Source organism: Enterococcus sp. (assembly GCF_032555305.1).
GTDB lineage: Bacteria > Bacillota > Bacilli > Lactobacillales > Enterococcaceae > Enterococcus_A.
Window position 1 is genome coordinate 22,146 of record NZ_JAWGOQ010000039.1, and the last position, 17,008, is coordinate 39,153.

Sequence of the window (17,008 nt, forward strand, 5' to 3'; positions counted from 1 at the left end):
CCTCCCATCTAGCTATTTTTCTAGCAAATCCCCTAGTATTTCCTTCTCCGCAAATAAAGCGGTAGCCCCGCCGGTATGCAGAAAAATTACCGAGCTCTTTTGCGGGATAATCCCTTTTTTAATATAATCCAGCATCCCGGCGAAGGCTTTGCCAGAATAGACCGGATCTAAAAACAGTCCTTCTTCTCTTGCCAGCAAGCGAATCGCGTCATTCCCCGCATCACTGGGCATCTCATAGCCTGGAAGATAATAATCATTGTCATGCTCAAAGTCCTCAGCTGAAATGCGTTCGTCAACACCCAGCCACTCTAGGCTTTCATTTGCTAATGCAGCTGAGTTTTCTAAATAGCTCGCATCATGACCAATCACATCAAAAGACAGGACCCGCATTGGATGCTTCAATAATTTTTTTCCGGCAACTAATCCTGCCATCGTTCCGCCTGAACCAGTCGCATGAACCAAATAATCAAAATTTTGTCCAACTGCTGCTGCTTGTTCTGCAAGCTCGACAAAGCCGTCGATAAACCCTGCTGAGCCGATCAAATTTGCGCCGCCCATCGGAATCTCGTAGCATTTATGACCTTCCTTTGTTAGCTGCTTCATATGCTCTCGCGCTAACTGGACCGAACGAGCATCCACCTCCGCATCGGATTCACCCGGATTTTTCAAGATCACATGGACCTCTGCCCCTAAGATTTTGTCCAGTAGCAGATTGCTCCGCAGATCATCTTCATCTGGCTCGACATAAGCAACTAAGTATAAAATCGGCGTTAATCCTTCTTTGCGACAGGCCTCAACGGTTTGCATCGCGTGATTCGACTGCGTCGCACCAAAGGTGAAAATGTACTCTGCTCCCTGTTCTTTGGCATCCCCGATCAAATACTCCAGCTTTCTGATCTTGTTTCCGCCAAATAAGCTTTGCCCGGAAAAATCTTCTCGTTTGATGAATAAATTGATTCCTAGTTTTTTAGACAAATTCTCCAGCCGATAAAACGGCGTTGGATAAAAACCTAAATTTGCCTTTGGTTTTTGTCCCAACAATTGCTTTACACACTTGGATTCCATTTTGCGCCTCCTAACTTGGATACCTGATACTACTTAGTATATAGTACAAATTCTCAAACGTGCACCGGGAATTTGATTTGATCTTTTTTGTCTTGAAAAATGATGGATTTTTCCAAAAAGCGTTCCTTTGTTATTGGATGTTCACTTTTTTGCATTCTGCCTATGTTTCTTCCCAAAAATCTCAAAATAGACAAAAAAATAGAGTTGATCTGCCAGCCGGAATGACTGATCAATCAACTCTATCTAAACTTATAACCCGTACGGGATTTGAACCCGTGCCTCCGCGCTGAGAACGCGGCGTCTTGACCCCTTGACTAACGGGTTATGTCTCAACAACAATAGAAATTATACTGCTAAATTTTCTTTTTAGAAAGTAATTACCCTTCATTTCGTGAAATATTTTAATATGTGTTTATTTAATCAATCATGTTGTTTATATGGTTATTACGTGTATAATAGGGTGTGTATTCAAGTCGTTGAATTTTTGGAGTATGAACTCAATGGCAATTGAAAGAAAATCCAATTCATTTTTTCTCAAGAAGAACGAATGCATTACTAGGAGGACTTATGAACTTATCACAAAGGCAAGAGAAAATCATCGAGATCGTCAAGCGCGATCAACCGCTAAGCGGCGAAAAAATCGCCGATCACTTAGGAATCTCACACGCTACCTTACGAACCGACCTCTCCTTCTTGACAATGGCAGGCATTTTGGAGGCAAGTCCCAAAGTTGGTTACACCTATACAGGTGTGGGTATCGAACAATTTTTATTCGATAAAATCTTTTCAGTTAAAGTCGAAGAAATTATGCTGTCCCCACTGTTAACTCCGCAGGACACCTCGATCCATGACGCGATCACCAATATGTTTATGTATGACGTTGGCTCAATCTATGTGACCGACAAAGAGCAGCATCTTGTCGGGCTATTGTCGCGCAAAGATTTATTACGGGCATCGTTAAACAGCAATTTGCAAAGTACACCGGTGGCGGTCGTTATGACCCGTGCTCCCCATCTGCAAACATGCACGAAGGATTACACGATCTTGGAGGCTGGAGCGGTCTTACTTGATTATCAAGTTGATTCACTCCCTGTAGTTAGTGAAGAAGATCCAAAAAAAGTGATCGGCAAAATCACGAAATCACGGATTTTTAATTATATCATGCAGCAAGCAAAACAAACTGAAACCAATCGATAGGAGCGAAAAAAATGAAAAAAAGTGTACCATTATACATGATCTCTGATTCAGTCGGCGAGACCTCGCTGAAATTAGTCAATGCCGCGGCAGCTCAATTTCCTAGTGTGAATTTTGATTTGTCCTATCGTTTTCCATTTACGAAAGATGAAGAAGAATTAAAAAGTATCTTAGGTGACGCCTTGAAGGACAGCGCCGTTGTGGTGACGACTTTAGTCAGCGACAACCTCACTCAAATCGTCGAAGACTTCGCTGAGCGGACAGGCCTGCAATACATTAACTTGATGACCCAGTTCATGGATATCGTTCACCAAAAGACCGGTGTCGCTCCGTTGCAAAAAGCCGGTGTTGTTCATAAATTGAATCAAGAATACTTTGACCGTGTCGCTGCGATCGAATTTGCGGTGAAATACGATGATGGGAAAGATGCGAAGGGCTTTTTAGAAGCGGATCTTGTTTTGTTGGGAATTTCTCGTACTTCTAAAACTCCTTTAAGCATGTACTTAGCGAACAGTCGCTTGAAGGTGGCGAACCTACCATTGATTCCAGAAGTTCCTTTACCCGATCAGCTTAAGGATGTTCCAAAAGAAAAGCTTGTAGGCTTGCTGATTGAACCAGAAGTTCAGAAAAAAATCCGTATGAGTCGTTTGAATTCTCTAGGCTTAGCAGAAAATTCTCGCTACTCAGATATCAATCGGATCAAGGAAGAAGTCGATTACGCGTTAAGTGTTTATGATGAACTGGGTGCCTTCACGCTAGATGTGACGAACAAGTCCATCGAAGAATCTGCCACGTTGATTTGCGAGCATTTGGACAACTGTATATAAAGGATGTCAGTTTGCCAGTTTTACTTCTTGCTTTAGCGAGTTAGTAAAATGGTATGCGAAACGAAAATCAGATTTATTTTTCATGATTTTGGAAAAATAAACTCATTAGCAAGAGTTAGCCTTACTTTATAAATGACTAAATGATATACGACATGAAAATTAATTCATCATTATGAATAAGGAGCGCATTTATGCTATCGACCCGTGAAAAGTATTATCAAATGTTGGAGAAAGAATTTAGTACCAAGGAGGCGATCATGACTGAACTCATCAACTTAGAAGCGATCATGCATCTGCCTAAAGGAACCGAACTTTACATCAGTGATATTCATGGGGAGTTTACCGCCTTTGATCACATCTTGCGCACTGGTGCTGGGAATATCAAGGAAAAAATTAGTCTGCTCTTCGGCGACCGCTTGACGGAACATGAGAAGGATAAGCTGACGATCCTTGTGGCCTATCCTCGCGAAGCTTTGGGAGACGCCGAGTTCTATGCCTATCGTGATCGTTCTTGGTATCGTAAAAAAATCCGACAGTTATTAGAGCTGTTGGCTTTCTGCTCTACCAAGTATACCCGTTCCAAGGTGCGGAAAGCTTTGCCGAAGCAATATGCCTATATCATTGAAGAATTGATGTACACTGATACGAATTACATGGATAAAGCGGCCTACTTCGATCAAATCTTGGCTCACTTGCTGGATTTAGAACAGGGGCGTCCGTTTATTGTCGCCTTATGTCAAAGTATCCAGCGTTTAGTGGTGGATCATCTCCATGTCGTCGGCGATATCTACGATCGTGGACCAGAAGCGGATAAGATCATGGATAAGTTGTGTCAGCACCCTTCTGTCGATATTCAATGGGGCAATCATGATATTCTTTGGATGGGCGCCTACGCTGGCTCACGCGCGTGTCTGATGACTCTGCTGCGGATCGCCGCACGCTATAACTACCTTTACGAAATCGAACAGGCCTACGCCTTAAATTTGCGACCGCTTTTCATGTACGCGGAAGAGCATTATCAGAAAAATTCGGTTTTCACACCAAAGGAAAAAAATAGCAGTGAGAGCTATTCGATTGAAAGCCTAGATAGCTTAGAAAAAGTTCATCAGGCTTTGTCAATCCTGCAATTCAAGCTGGAAGGTCAACTAATCAAGCGTCATCCTGAATTTCAAATGGACGATCGTTTGCTATTTGAGAAGATCGATTTCGATAGAGACACGATTCATTTAGCAGGTAAAGACTATCCTCTTCAAGGCAGCTGCTTCCAAACCCTGCAGGAAGATGTCCATGCGTTGACAGAGCAGGAGGATTATGTAGTCGAGATGCTGCTGGCTTCCTTCCAGCAATCAACTAAAATGCAGGAGCATATGCAGCTGCTTTTGAATAAAGGATCGATGTTCTTAGTCTATAATCAGCATCTCCTTTTCCACGGCTGTCTACCGTTAAAAGCTGATGGCAGCTTCCTTCCTTTGACCGTTGATGGCAAGAAATATGCTGGCAAAGATCTCTTGAACTTTTTCGAGGAACAGATTCGTTCCGGCTGTCAAAGTCAAAAAACAGATAGCTCCGCAGCTGATTGGATCTGGAATTGCTGGACTGGCAAGATTTCGCCGCAATTTGGCAAAAGCGCTATGACGACTTTCGAACGCTATTTCATTGCCGATAAAAAGACACATAAAGAAATCAAAAATCCCTATTATCAATTTCGGGATACACATGAGACTTGTCAGATGATTTTAGAGGAATTTGCCTTGTACTCGCCAAATTCGCGGATCATCAACGGCCATACACCCGTCAAGGTGCAGGACGGTGAGTCGCCGATCAAGGGCGAAGGCATGCTCTTCGTGATCGATGGCGGGCTTTCTAAGGCCTACCAGAAAACTACGGGCATCGCCGGTTACTCGTTACTCAATAATTCCTACGGCTTCCAGCTGGTTACGCATGATCCATTTGAATCTGTCGAGAACCTGTTAGCTAAACAAGTCGATGAAACCTCCCTGAAGCGTGTCATCGATAAAGACTTGAAACGTATCCTGATCAAGGATACGACCGTCGGCGACAGTCTCGAGGAACAGATCGAGAATTTGACTGGCTTGCTGAATTATCAAGAGAATAACGATATCTAGCTCACTGTTCACTATTTTCCTAATTTGCTAAAGTGAGAAGAAAAACTGTTAACAAGGGTGTCATCACCGATTGATGACACCCTTGTTTTTATGTATAGTAAGATGCGAGGTGAAAAAATGGTTTCTGCGTATATCAATATTTTGTTTATCTTTGTTCTAATGTTTATCGGCTACTTACTAACCTACAAGCAATGGTTCTCAAATCAAATCGGTGATGCCTTCTCAAAGCTGGTCTTACAGATCGCGTTGCCATGCAATATGTTCTTGACAATCACCAAGAATTTTTCTCGCTCCGAATTCCTGCATCTCGTTGGCGGAATGGTGATTCCTCTGATTTCCATGCTGCTGACCTTCGTCATCAGCTTTGTCTATCGCCGATTTTTTCGAATTACATCTACTCGTAAGGGAATCTTTTCCACAATGTTTACCTGCTCCAATACGATCTTTATTGGCTTACCCATCAATTTGGCGATTTTCGGAGAAGGTGCAGTCCCTTATGTGCTGCTCTACTACATCGTCAATACGACGATCTTTTGGACATTAGGAATCTACTTCATCGCTCGTGACAACCCTCAGATTGAACAAGCAACCGTCAATTTTCATATCGTACCGATTTTGAAAAAGATTTTTTCTCCAGCATTGCTGGGCTTTTTGATTGGTCTGTGCGCTGTACTGGTAAATATCACTGTTCCGGCCTCCATCGCAACGTTTCTGGAATATCTCGCTAATTTAACAACACCATTATCGATGTTTGTGATCGGGATTATCGTCTATAATGTCGGAATCAAAAATCTGACGTTGAACAAGGATATTATCGGAGTACTCATTGGACGCTACGTGATTTCACCATTGATTGTTTGGCTGTTAGGCCAATGGATTAGTATACCACCCTTGATGCTCTCTGTTTTTATTATCCAATCCGCGATGCCAGTACAAAACTCCGTGCCAATCTTAGCTCGCTCCTACGCTGCTGATCAACAATTCGCCGCTTCTTCACTGGGCTATTCTGTGCTGCTCTATCTTGCTTATATTCCGCTATTATTGAAATTGATACTATAACAAAAGCCTTCAAGCACGAACTCGAAGGCTTTTCTTTGGCTATTTAGTAATGATTTTATCAAGACTTGCTAACGCATTTGCCATACGTGCAATAATCGCTAATTGATTCAAGCGATTGTCACGAACTTTTTCATCTTCTACCATAATCATCGTGTCGTTGAAATAACGTTGGATGACTGGACGCAGGTTCGCCAAGGTTTGATAGTTTTCAGACATGCTTTGGTTAGCAAAATCATCTTCAGCTTCTTTCACCGCTTCATACAATTCTTTTTCACTATCATTTTCAAACAGTTTTTGATCTACTTTGAAGGTAATTGTTGATGGATCGACCTTCTTCGTCAAGTTGATGACACGAGTCAAAGCTTCCATCGCTTCTTTAAAATGCTCATCACTCAAATGCTGATCGAGAATTTTTGCGGTCTTGAAGACCTGCACGAGATCGTCTTGATGCGAATCTACGACTGCGTCAATGATGTCATGACGAACATTGTACATTTGCAGACGTTGACGGATACGGCCCTTAAAGAACTCGATGAATTCTTTTTGGTCGCGGTTAAAATGGATACCGTAGTCTAAAACATCTTCGTTGATTGCATCTACGATCGCGCCTTGCATATCAGTGAATGGGAAGGTCCAGCCTTGAGCTTCGACAATCCGCACGATACCGTAAGTTTGACGACGCAATGCGTAAGGGTCATTTGAACCGCTTGGGATCATTCCTACAGCGAAGAAGCCTAGTACGCTGTCAATCTTATCGGCAATCGCTAAAACAGCACCAATCGCTGTTTGCGGCAAGTCTCCTTCAGACGAGATCGGTAAATAGTGTTCGCGAATTGCTGTCGCAACGGCTGATTTTTCCCCTTTTAACAGGGCATATTTTTCACCCATGATTCCTTGCAGCTCAGGGAATTCACCAACCATATTTGTCACTAGGTCAAACTTGTAGATCTCTGATGCACGTTTCAGATCTGCCAGCTCTTCTTCACTCAAACCAACACGATCACCGATAACCTGACTAATCAAGCCGACACGTTGCATTTTCTTATACATGCTGCCGATTTTTTCATGGAAGGTCACGTTCTTCAATTTTTCAACGCAGTCTTCAATCGTTAGCTTCTTATCTTCTTCAAAGAAGAATTCACCGTCTTCTAAACGAGCAGCTAAGACTTTTTGATTTCCTTTGATGACGTTATCTAGTTTCACACTGTTTCCGTTCCGGACAGAGATAAAATGCGGTAACAGCATCCCAGCTTGATTGCGCACTTCAAAGTAACGTTGATGTTCCTTCATAGAAGTGACCAGCACTTCTTCTGGCACTGACAAGAAGCGTTCTTCAAAGTCCCCAACAAAAGCTGTTGGGTATTCTACTAGGTTTGTAACTTCTTCTAACAAATCAGGATCAAGATCGATCACCCATTTATTCTTTTCGGCAATCTCTCCGATTTGTTCCACGATCATTTGTTGACGTTTATGAGCATCAGCAATAACGAATTGTTCTTCCAATTTCGCTTCGTATTCGCTTGGATCAGCAAGCTCTACTTGATCGCCTAGGAAGCGATGACCCACAGTTGTGCGTCCTGTTTGTACATCCAATAGCTCGAAGGGAATCACCTCATCGTCCAACAATGCGATGATCCAGTGAATCGGACGAACGTATTCAAACATCGTATCGCCCCAGTGCATCATAGTTGGGAAGTTCAAGCTCTTCACGACATCTAACAGTCCGGTTAAGACTTCCTTGCTTTCTTTTCCGTGGATGTATTTTGTGACATACACATATTCCACACCGTTTAATTCACGGAAAGTAATGGCATCTGTCGTCAAGCCTTGACCGCGAACGAAGCCTTCTGCTGCCTTGCTCCAGTTACCTTCAGTATCCAATGCAATCTTCTTCGCTGGACCTTTGACCTCTTCTTGCACGTCTTCTTGGCGGTCAGGAATATTGGTTACCCGAATCGCTAAACGACGTGGGGTCGAGAAGGTCTCGATAGATTCGAAGGTCAGACTATTTTCTGCTAAGAATTTTGAGACTTTTTCTTCTAATTGTTTGATACTTGGCCAAACCACGTGGGCTGGCATTTCTTCTAAACCGATTTCTAATAGTAGATTTTTCGCCATCTTATTTGCCCTCCTGATTCAATAATGGGAAGCCTAGTTTTTCCCGTTCCGCTACGAAGATCTTCGCAACTGAACGCGCCATATTACGGATACGAGCCAAGTAGCCCGCACGTTCAGTAACGGATACAGCCCCGCGCGCATCTAACAAGTTAAATGTGTGGCTGCATTTTAAAATATAATCATAGGCTGGATGCACTAGATTTTCATCAATACAGCGTTTTGCTTCTTTTTCAAATTTTTCAAAATTATCTAAAAGCATTTCTTGATTGCTTTCTTCAAAGGAGTATTTTGAATGCTCATATTCAGGTTGTTTGAAGATTTCGCCGTATTTAACCCCAGCGCTCCATTCCAAATCATAGACGCTATCAACTTCTTGGATGTAAGAAGCCAAACGTTCCAAACCATAAGTCAATTCAGAAGTTACAGGATGACATTGCAGACCGCCGACTTGTTGGAAATACGTGAACTGAGTGATTTCCATCCCATCAAGCCAAACTTCCCAACCAACACCAGCACAACCCATTGATGGATTTTCCCAGTTGTCCTCTACGAAACGAATGTCGTGCTCTAGCGGATCGATTCCCAATAGGCGCAGGCTATCCAAGTACAACTCTTGAATGTTTTTTGGAGAAGGCTTCATAACCACTTGGAATTGGTGATGCTGATACAAACGGTTCGGATTTTCTCCATAACGTCCATCCGCTGGCCGACGTGAAGGCTCAACATAGGCCGCACGCCAAGGCTCAGGTCCGATCGCCCGTAAAAAAGTATAGGGACTCATTGTTCCTGCCCCTTTTTCTGTGTCGTAGGCTTGCATTAGCATACAGCCATTATCTGACCAAAACTTTTGTAACGACAAAATCATTTCTTGCACTGTTAATTTGCTCATTCTGTTTCCTCCTGGTTTATTATTGAAGTTTATTTATCTTTCGACTTGCAGGGCAGCTAGCTCAATTGAAGGAAGTTCATTTTTCCAAAAAATGGGGAAATAACCTTATGATTGAACTAACGAAATAATAATAAGGTTGAAGAACTCACAGTCGACTCAAAAGCTTAATGAACATAAATTTTTTGCAAAATTTATACTTATCGTCGTCGACATATCATCCAACTAAACAGCTTTTCAAGATATTCAAAATAAAGACCTTATTTAGCGTCTCAGCTAAAACAAACTGCGAAAAGTTGGACTGACAAAAAAGTCCCTATGCCGAAATAATCGACATAGGGACGTATCAACGCGGTTCCACCCTACTTCCAAGCAGTTGCTTGGCAGCTTTCACTCAATGTGCTCACAAACGCCAACAAAATTTGTTTCCCATTCAGGCTTCCACTCTCCCTGACTCGCTGTGTGTTCCACAAATTTTTAATTTGATCCTCGCACCTATTCAACTTGGTTCTATAATAGCGACACTAGACCCCTTTTGTCAAATCTTTCTGCTGACTATAGGGATACTTTTCGCGACTTCTATAGTAATTAATCGATTGGCTAGTCAAAAGGGATCGGCTGGAAAATACCATCCTTCAATTGCATGGTCTCTGTAAATCCAATCGATTTTAATAATTCGACTGTTTCCGGGAAATGGCAAGTCAAGGTCGATGTCTCATGACTGTCGCTGGTGATAATAATAGGACAATCGCGCTCCTTCAATTGCTTCAGTAAGAATGGATTAGGATAAGGTGTCGTTCGCCAATTACGAGAAATCGCACCTGTATTGATCTCCACCATACCATCATAGGTTTGGATAATATCGATCACATCATTCAATGCCTTCAATGCGATTCCTTGATATTCAGCACTATCTTCGTCCAACCAAGGATTTTTCTCATTGAATTTGGTAATCAAATCAAAATGACCAACAATCTTCGAATGATTCTGATGGATATGCTTCACTACCGTATCATAATAGTCGCGGACCATGTACAATGAATCTCCCTGATACCACTCGTCCAAGGTCTTCATCAGACTTTCAGGACTTTCATCAACACTGCGAAAAATGCCTTGACGCGGTGGGAAATAATGCACCGAGCCAATGGTGTAGTTATAGCCTTTTATGGGATCAGCACTATAATAATCCCATTCCAAGCCAATTCCGATAGTTAGCTTGCCCATTAACCTTGCTTTGAGATCACGTAGGGCTTCCTGGTAGGCAACCTCATTCTGCACACCTAGACAGCTGGGATCAAAAAGTGCTGGTGAGTGACAAGTAAATCCTAAATCCGTAAAGCCTAAATCGATCGCGGCCTGCGCCATATCTTCCAAGGTATCTTTTCCATCACACCACGTACTGTGGGTGTGAGCATTTGAATAGAACATCGCTGATTCCCCCTATTGCATCGGTTCTTGTTTGACTTTTTTATCGACAACGTGGCGATTCGCTAGCTCTTGACGAACTTCCGTCAAATCGATGCCCATCTCCACCATCAATACAAGGACATGATACACCAAATCAGTGATTTCGAAAACGGTTTCGTTATGATCTTCCTTCATGGCTCCGATCACGACTTCCGTTGATTCTTCTCCGACCTTTTTCAGGATCTTCTCGATACCCTTTTCAAACAAGTAGCTAGTATAGCTCCCTTCCTGTGGTGTCTCTTTACGACCCTTGACTAACTCATATAACGCATCGATCGTCGCTTGCTTGTCTTCACCGTACATGACTTCATTGAAGCAGCTTTCTGCTCCTGTATGACAAGCTGGTCCGTCTTTTTTGACCTTCGCGACTAGTGCATCCTGATCGCAATCCAATTTCATTGAAACTAAATGCTGATAGTTGCCGCTGGTCTCGCCTTTGCGCCATAATTCCTTACGGCTGCGAGAGTAGAAAGTCATAAGTTGATCCTTTAATGTTAATTCATAGCTCTCCTGGTTCATATAGGCTAACGTCAAGACTTCATTGGTTTCAGCGTCTTGTACGATCACTGGGATCAAGCCTTGTTCGTCAAATTTTAGTTCAGTCATAATATCTCCCCTAAACGATACGGACAGGAATATCTGCCGCCATCAATTGTTTTTTCAGATCCGGAATCTTCACTTCACCATAATGGAAAATCGATGCCGCTAAACCAGCTTCAATCTTCGGCAATTGGAACAAGTCAATGAAATCTTCCGCTTTCCCAGCACCGCCTGAGGCCACGATCGGCAATGAAGTAATCTCACTGACTGCTTTCAGCAGCTCCAGATCAAAGCCTTGCTTCACTCCATCAGTATCCATACTGTTGAGAACCAACTCCCCGGCCCCCAACTGCTCGCCTTGACGAATCCATTCTAAGGCCTCTAGTCCAGTATCTTCCCGACCGCCTTTAGCAAATACATGCCATTGATCGCCAACCCGACGAATATCGACCGACAAAACAACACATTGACTGCCGTAGCGCTTGGCACCTTCTTCGATCAGCTGGGGACGACGGATCGCGCCGGAATTGACGCTGACCTTATCCGCGCCGCAATTCAAGACACGTTCAAAGTCAGAAACCTCATTGATCCCGCCGCCGACAGTCAAAGGAATAAAGACTTCTGAGGCTACGCCCTTCAAAATATCGGTAAACAAACCGCGTTCTTCTGCCGAAGCCGTGATATCGTAAAAAACCAATTCATCCGCACCCTGCTCATTGTAAAAACGAGCCAAAGTCACTGGATCATTGACATCTTGTAAACCAGCGAAATTGACGCCTTTAACTACGCGTCCATCACGAACATCTAGACATGGAACAATACGCTTTGCGATCATTGGTCATCCTCCTTGCCTGCAGCCAGAACATCTTCCAATTTTAAACTGCCATTGTATAGTGACTTGCCGACGATCGCACTGGAAACTCCCAGTTGCTTCAAGCCTTCGATATCCTTCAACGAAGCGACACCGCCAGAAGCGACGATCTCGATATTCAAATGATTGAGTTTTTCATACAATGGCAGGTTGATCCCTTCGCCTGTGCCATCGCGGGAAATTTCGGTAAAGATAATCGTCTCAGCACCCCACTCAACTAATTGCTGGCAGAACTCATAAGCATCCGTTTCAGTTTTTTCCAGCCAGCCTTCGACAGCGACTTTTTCGTCTTTCGCATCGACTCCGATTGCGATCTTATTGCCATATTTTTTCAGCATCGCTTGGGTGAATTCCGGATCTTTTTGCGCGATCGTTCCAAGAATGACTCGATCCACGCCCGCGGATAAGCAATGTTGGATGGTTTCTTCATCACGAATGCCGCCGCCGACTTCTACGAATAGATTGGTGTTTTCAACAATCTTTTTGGCAATTCCAAAATAATGCAATTTACCCGCCTTGGCGCCGTCCAAATCAACAAGATGCAGATACTTCGCACCCGCTTTTTCAAACGATTGTGCAAACGCTACTGGATCATCGCCAAATACTTCTTTTTGATCATAATCGCCTTGATACAAGCGAACGACTTTCTCATCTAAAAGATCAATTGCTGGGAAAATTTTCATACTGGCACCTCCGTGAATGCTTTTAGAATCTTCAGACCTACATCGCCGCTTTTCTCTGGATGGAATTGAGTCCCGAATACATTCTTATTTTGCACAATTCCCGGAATTGAGATTCCGTACTCACTGTCAGCGACCAAGTGCTCTTGGCAATCCGTTGCATAATAGCTGTGAACATAGTAAACAAAATCATTCTCGCCTAACGATTTTACCAGCGGGCTTTCCTGATTTTGCACGTCTAAGCGATTCCAGCCAATCTGCGGAACCTTTAAATCAATCTGTGCTTGGTCAAAGGCTTCCCGCATTGACACGATCCGACCGGGAATCAAGCCTAAACCAGAATACTCGCCAAATTCTTCACTCTTATCAAAGAGCAGCTGCATCCCTAAGCAAATCCCTAAAAAAGGTTTGCCCGAAGCCGCCAGTTCTTGAATCGGCTCGACTAAGTCCAACTCTTCCAGTTTTTTCCGCGCATCGCCAAAGGCCCCGACACCCGGTAAAATGATCCGATCCGCTGCTTTTAATTCATCTAAAGAACGCGTGACCTTACACTCGACTTCTAAATATTCCAGTGAGCGCGACAAACTAAACAAGTTGCCGACACCATAATCGATAATTGCTAGCATAGGCTTCCCCCTTAATTGATCGTTCCTTTTGTTGATGGAATCTCATCTGGCGCCAACTGGTTGATTGCCACTGCATCTCCTAAAGCACGACCAAAGCCTTTAAAGCAGGCCTCTACGATGTGGTGGCTGTTCTTACCGGCTATTTGATGCAGATGGATCGTCGCGCCTAACTCACGAGCAAAGGCGATGAAAAATTCTTCGACTAATTCGGTGTCAAACTGCTGTCCGATTTTTTCGCTAGGAATATCCAGTTCCACAACTGCCATGCCACGACCACTGATGTCAATTGCCGCCATTACCAAAGCCTCATCCATCGGTAAAAGCATACTGCCGTAGCGTTTAATTCCGCGACGTTCGCCAAGACTTTCAGAAAAAGCCCGACCGATCGCGATTGCCACATCCTCTGTCGTATGGTGAGCATCTACTTCAATATCGCCATCACAAACCAGCTCAAGATCAAAACGGCCATGCCGAACAAATAATTCCAACATATGATCCAAAAAGCCTACACCTGTCTTGATCGTTTGTTTTCCTGTACCGTCAACTGTCAATGCCAGCTGAATCTTTGTTTCGGATGTATTGCGCGTCACTTCCGCTTTTCTCATGCGTCCACCTCTTCTAATATTGTCGTCAAAGCCGTTACTAGTTGTTCCATGTGTTCTTGTGTACCCACTGTAATCCGAAGATAATCTTTTGTCCGAGGTTGGTTGAACCAACGGACTAAAATTTTCTTTCCTCTTAAAGCGGTAAATAGAGTTTCACCCGCTATTTTCGGGTGCTTCGCAAATAAAAAGTTACCCTGACTGTCTGTTTGTTCAAAGCCTAATTTATTCAGCTCTTGCTTGCTCCACTCTCGGACTTGGATCGTTTCTTGAATCTTCTGATCCACGTATTCCTGCTCCTGCAAGACAGCTCCGCCAGCGGCTTGGGTCAAGCTATTGACGTTGTAAGGATTCAGACTGAACCGCAAACGATTCATATCCGCAATTAATTCGACATTCCCAACACCAAATCCCAAGCGTGCTCCTGCCAATTGGCGAGATTTTGAAAAAGTACCTACGACTAGCAGGTTCGAATAGCGATCAACCAAAGAAACCATTGATTCGCCTCCAAAATCGATATAGGCCTCATCTACAACCACTAACCGATCAGGATGCCGCTCGATAAACTCACAAATTTCAGCTTGTGTTAACTGAATTCCTGTGGGCGCGTTTGGATTGGCGAAAATCACCGTTCCTGATAATTCATCATAGTCCTTTAACTCAAGGGAAAAATCATTTTTCAGCGGAACAACAGTGGCATCTACTTGGTACAATCCGCTATATACCTGATAAAATCCGTAGGTTACATCAGGAAACGCGATACCTTTTTCTGTGAATCCTTGAAAAATATAGGATAAAACTTCATCACTTCCGTTTCCAAGAAAAAGCTGTTCTTTCTTCACACCCAAATATTGTGCCAGTGGGTTTGCAACAACCTCGACCGCAATATCTGAATAACGATTTAAGCTAAGTGAAGCTTCCGCAACTGCCTTTTGAACGGCTGGAGCGGGCGGGTAAGGACTCTCATTAGTATTCAATTTAATGTATTCCTGTTCATTGACTTGCTCACCCGGTATATACGGAGTCAGATTCTGATATTTTTGATTTAAAAATGTCATTTCTTTTCCTCCCTGCGTACTTTCATCGAGCGGGCGTGACCCATCAGGTCTTCTGTTTCCGCAAATAGTTCCACTCCTGAAGCGACATCATTCATGGCCTCTTGCGTATAGTAAAGGTAACTGCTCTTCTTAATAAAATCATCCACTGACAGCGGCGAATAGAAACGCGCGGTTCCTTCTGTTGGTAAAGTGTGATTCGGTCCCGCAAAATAATCGCCTAAAACCTCTGGTGTGTAGTGGCCTAAAAAGACACTGCCGGCATTCTCAACTTTCCCTAGCAATGCAAACGGCTCCGCCACAGATAGCTCTAAATGTTCCGGTGCGATTTGATTGGAGATCGAAACGGCTTCAGCTAAATCTTTTACCAAAATAATCTTGCCATTGCTTTCAATAGCTGCCTCAGCAATCTCTTTACGCGGCAATTCGGATAACTGCTGCGCCAATTCTGTCTGAACTTTTTCGATCAAGGTTTCTTCGGTCGTTACCAAAATCGCTTGCGCCAGCTTATCATGCTCCGCTTGCGCCAGAAGGTCGGCTGCGATCCACCGTGGATTTGCGGTGTCATCTGCCACGATCAAGACATCACTTGGTCCTGCGATCATATCGATATCAACTTCGCCATACACCATGCGCTTCGCTGTTGCTACATAAATATTTCCCGGTCCTACGATTTTATCGACTTTTGGAATTGTCTCTGTTCCGTAGGCAAGCGCCGCTACACCATGAGCCCCGCCGACTTTATAGATTTCGTCTACACCAGCGATCGATGCTGCCGCTAAGATTGCAGCAGGAACATTTCCTTCACTATCTGTTGGGGTCATCATCACAATCTTCTTCACACCAGCGATCTTTGCCGGCAATACATCCATCAAAACAGTGCTGGGATACGCCGCTGTTCCGCCAGGTACATAGACCCCGACACGTGCTAAAGGCAGGATTCGCTGTCCCATCACAACGCCGCTCTCTTCGGTTGAAACAAAGCCTTGCCGCACTTGCTTTTTGTGATATGCTAAAATATTTTCTTTAGACTGCTCCATAACCTTCAACAATTCTGGTGAAACCACCTGTAAAGCAGCTTCAATCTCATCCTTACTAACGGCCAATGAATCTAAAGCTACCTGATCGATCTCTTCGATTAATTGATATAGCGCCTGATCACCATCGGTTCGCACCCGCTGAATGATTGTTTTGACCACATCCGAAACATCCGGTGTTTCAGAAAAATCACGTGCCAGAATATCGGTTAATGGATCTTTTTCAGTCGAATAGACTCTCATAGTTGCTTCCTCACCTTCTCGATTACCTTTTGGATTCGTTCTTGTTTAAAACGCCATGTCGCGTTGTTGATGATTAAACGGGCAGAAGAAGGCGCGATTTCTTGAATGACCTTCAAATCATTTTCTTTTAAAGTAGTTCCTGTTTCAACGATATCAACGATCACATCGGACAACCCTAATAATGGCGCCAACTCGATCGAGCCGTGCAGGTGAATCAATTCCACGGAGCGTCCAAGTCCTTCATAGAACTCGCGAGTAATTGTCGGGTATTTAGTTGATACACGCAGAGGCCGAGAGAAATCTTCTTCAAAATCATTGTGTGCCGCCACTGCCAATTTACAGACACCCATATGCAGATCTAAAAATTCGATTACCTCCGCTTTGCTTTCTAATAAAATGTCCTTTCCAACAACACCGATATCCGCTGCTCCATGCTCCACATAGATCGCCACATCACTCGGCTTAACTAAGAAGAAGCGCAGTTTGTTGTTTTCATCGGTAAAAATCAGCTTGCGATTGTCTTCAAAGACTCCTTCAGCCGCCACGCCAGCTTTGGTAAAAAGCTCATACACCGCATCCCCCATACGTCCTTTTGGTAACGCGATATTTAAG

At 43.6% G+C, this 17,008-nt stretch carries 16 protein-coding genes and 1 tRNA gene; 4 read left to right on the forward strand and 13 right to left on the reverse strand.

Translation table 11 applies throughout. The annotated features are described in order from the left end of the window. Positions 1-12: 12 nt before the first annotated feature. The gene (locus tag E6139_RS20600; RefSeq protein ID WP_316405418.1) at positions 13-1,065 is read right to left on the reverse strand and encodes a D-cysteine desulfhydrase family protein; all 1,053 of its coding nucleotides are present in this window, start codon (positions 1,063-1,065) and stop codon (positions 13-15) included. Positions 1,066-1,317: 252 nt separating this feature from the next. Continuing rightward, positions 1,318-1,389: transfer RNA gene (locus E6139_RS20605), tRNA-Glu, on the reverse strand. A gap of 243 nt (positions 1,390-1,632) precedes the next feature. Here E6139_RS20605 and E6139_RS20610 point away from each other — a divergent pair. From E6139_RS20610 to E6139_RS20625, 4 genes are all read left to right on the forward strand, one after another. Next, on the forward strand, positions 1,633-2,262 hold the full coding sequence (locus E6139_RS20610) for a helix-turn-helix transcriptional regulator (RefSeq protein ID WP_316405419.1): 630 nt from the start codon (positions 1,633-1,635) through the stop codon (positions 2,260-2,262). A gap of 11 nt (positions 2,263-2,273) precedes the next feature. After that, positions 2,274-3,086 (forward strand): pyruvate, water dikinase regulatory protein, encoded by an 813-nt coding sequence (locus E6139_RS20615; RefSeq protein WP_316405420.1) that lies wholly within the window; start codon positions 2,274-2,276, stop codon positions 3,084-3,086. Between the two features lie 191 nt (positions 3,087-3,277). Continuing rightward, on the forward strand, positions 3,278-5,212 hold the full coding sequence (locus E6139_RS20620; protein WP_316405421.1) for a fructose-1,6-bisphosphatase: 1,935 nt from the start codon (positions 3,278-3,280) through the stop codon (positions 5,210-5,212). A 117-nt stretch (positions 5,213-5,329) separates the two neighbouring features. Further along, on the forward strand, positions 5,330-6,271 hold the full coding sequence (locus tag E6139_RS20625) for an AEC family transporter (protein WP_316405422.1): 942 nt from the start codon (positions 5,330-5,332) through the stop codon (positions 6,269-6,271). A 39-nt stretch (positions 6,272-6,310) separates the two neighbouring features. Here the strand turns inward: E6139_RS20625 and glyS are convergent, their stop codons facing one another. From glyS to hisG, 11 genes are all read right to left on the reverse strand, one after another. Continuing rightward, entirely contained in the window at positions 6,311-8,389 is a 2,079-nt protein-coding gene (glyS, locus tag E6139_RS20630; protein WP_316405423.1) for a glycine--tRNA ligase subunit beta, read from the reverse strand. 1 nt (position 8,390) lies between these two features. Further along, positions 8,391-9,278 (reverse strand): glycine--tRNA ligase subunit alpha, encoded by an 888-nt coding sequence (gene glyQ / locus E6139_RS20635; RefSeq protein ID WP_316405424.1) that lies wholly within the window; start codon positions 9,276-9,278, stop codon positions 8,391-8,393. A gap of 597 nt (positions 9,279-9,875) precedes the next feature. Beyond that, entirely contained in the window at positions 9,876-10,703 is an 828-nt protein-coding gene (locus E6139_RS20640; protein ID WP_316405425.1) for a histidinol-phosphatase HisJ family protein, read from the reverse strand. Between the two features lie 12 nt (positions 10,704-10,715). After that, positions 10,716-11,348, reverse strand: coding sequence for a bifunctional phosphoribosyl-AMP cyclohydrolase/phosphoribosyl-ATP diphosphatase HisIE (hisIE, locus tag E6139_RS20645; RefSeq protein WP_316405426.1), 633 nt, complete (start codon positions 11,346-11,348; stop codon positions 10,716-10,718). A 10-nt stretch (positions 11,349-11,358) separates the two neighbouring features. Further along, entirely contained in the window at positions 11,359-12,117 is a 759-nt protein-coding gene (gene hisF, locus E6139_RS20650; RefSeq protein ID WP_316405427.1) for an imidazole glycerol phosphate synthase subunit HisF, read from the reverse strand. Then, the gene (gene hisA, locus E6139_RS20655) at positions 12,114-12,836 is read right to left on the reverse strand and encodes a 1-(5-phosphoribosyl)-5-[(5-phosphoribosylamino)methylideneamino]imidazole-4-carboxamide isomerase (RefSeq protein ID WP_316405428.1); all 723 of its coding nucleotides are present in this window, start codon (positions 12,834-12,836) and stop codon (positions 12,114-12,116) included. The genes hisF and hisA overlap by 4 nt, the downstream gene beginning before the upstream one ends. Then, on the reverse strand, positions 12,833-13,459 hold the full coding sequence (hisH, locus tag E6139_RS20660) for an imidazole glycerol phosphate synthase subunit HisH (RefSeq protein WP_316405429.1): 627 nt from the start codon (positions 13,457-13,459) through the stop codon (positions 12,833-12,835). The genes hisA and hisH overlap by 4 nt, the downstream gene beginning before the upstream one ends. An 11-nt stretch (positions 13,460-13,470) precedes the next feature. Then, on the reverse strand, positions 13,471-14,064 hold the full coding sequence (gene hisB / locus E6139_RS20665) for an imidazoleglycerol-phosphate dehydratase HisB (protein ID WP_316405430.1): 594 nt from the start codon (positions 14,062-14,064) through the stop codon (positions 13,471-13,473). After that, entirely contained in the window at positions 14,061-15,119 is a 1,059-nt protein-coding gene (gene hisC, locus E6139_RS20670; RefSeq protein WP_316405431.1) for a histidinol-phosphate transaminase, read from the reverse strand. The genes hisB and hisC overlap by 4 nt, the downstream gene beginning before the upstream one ends. Next, positions 15,116-16,396 carry a histidinol dehydrogenase gene (gene hisD / locus E6139_RS20675; RefSeq protein WP_316405432.1) on the reverse strand — a complete coding sequence of 427 codons (1,281 nt, stop codon included), beginning with the start codon at positions 16,394-16,396 and terminating at the stop codon, positions 15,116-15,118. Before hisD ends, hisC begins: the two co-directional genes overlap by 4 nt. Continuing rightward, positions 16,393-17,008 (reverse strand): ATP phosphoribosyltransferase (gene hisG, locus E6139_RS20680; protein WP_316405433.1); only part of this gene is annotated, 616 nt, incomplete at its 5' end. The genes hisG and hisD, both read right to left, overlap by 4 nt.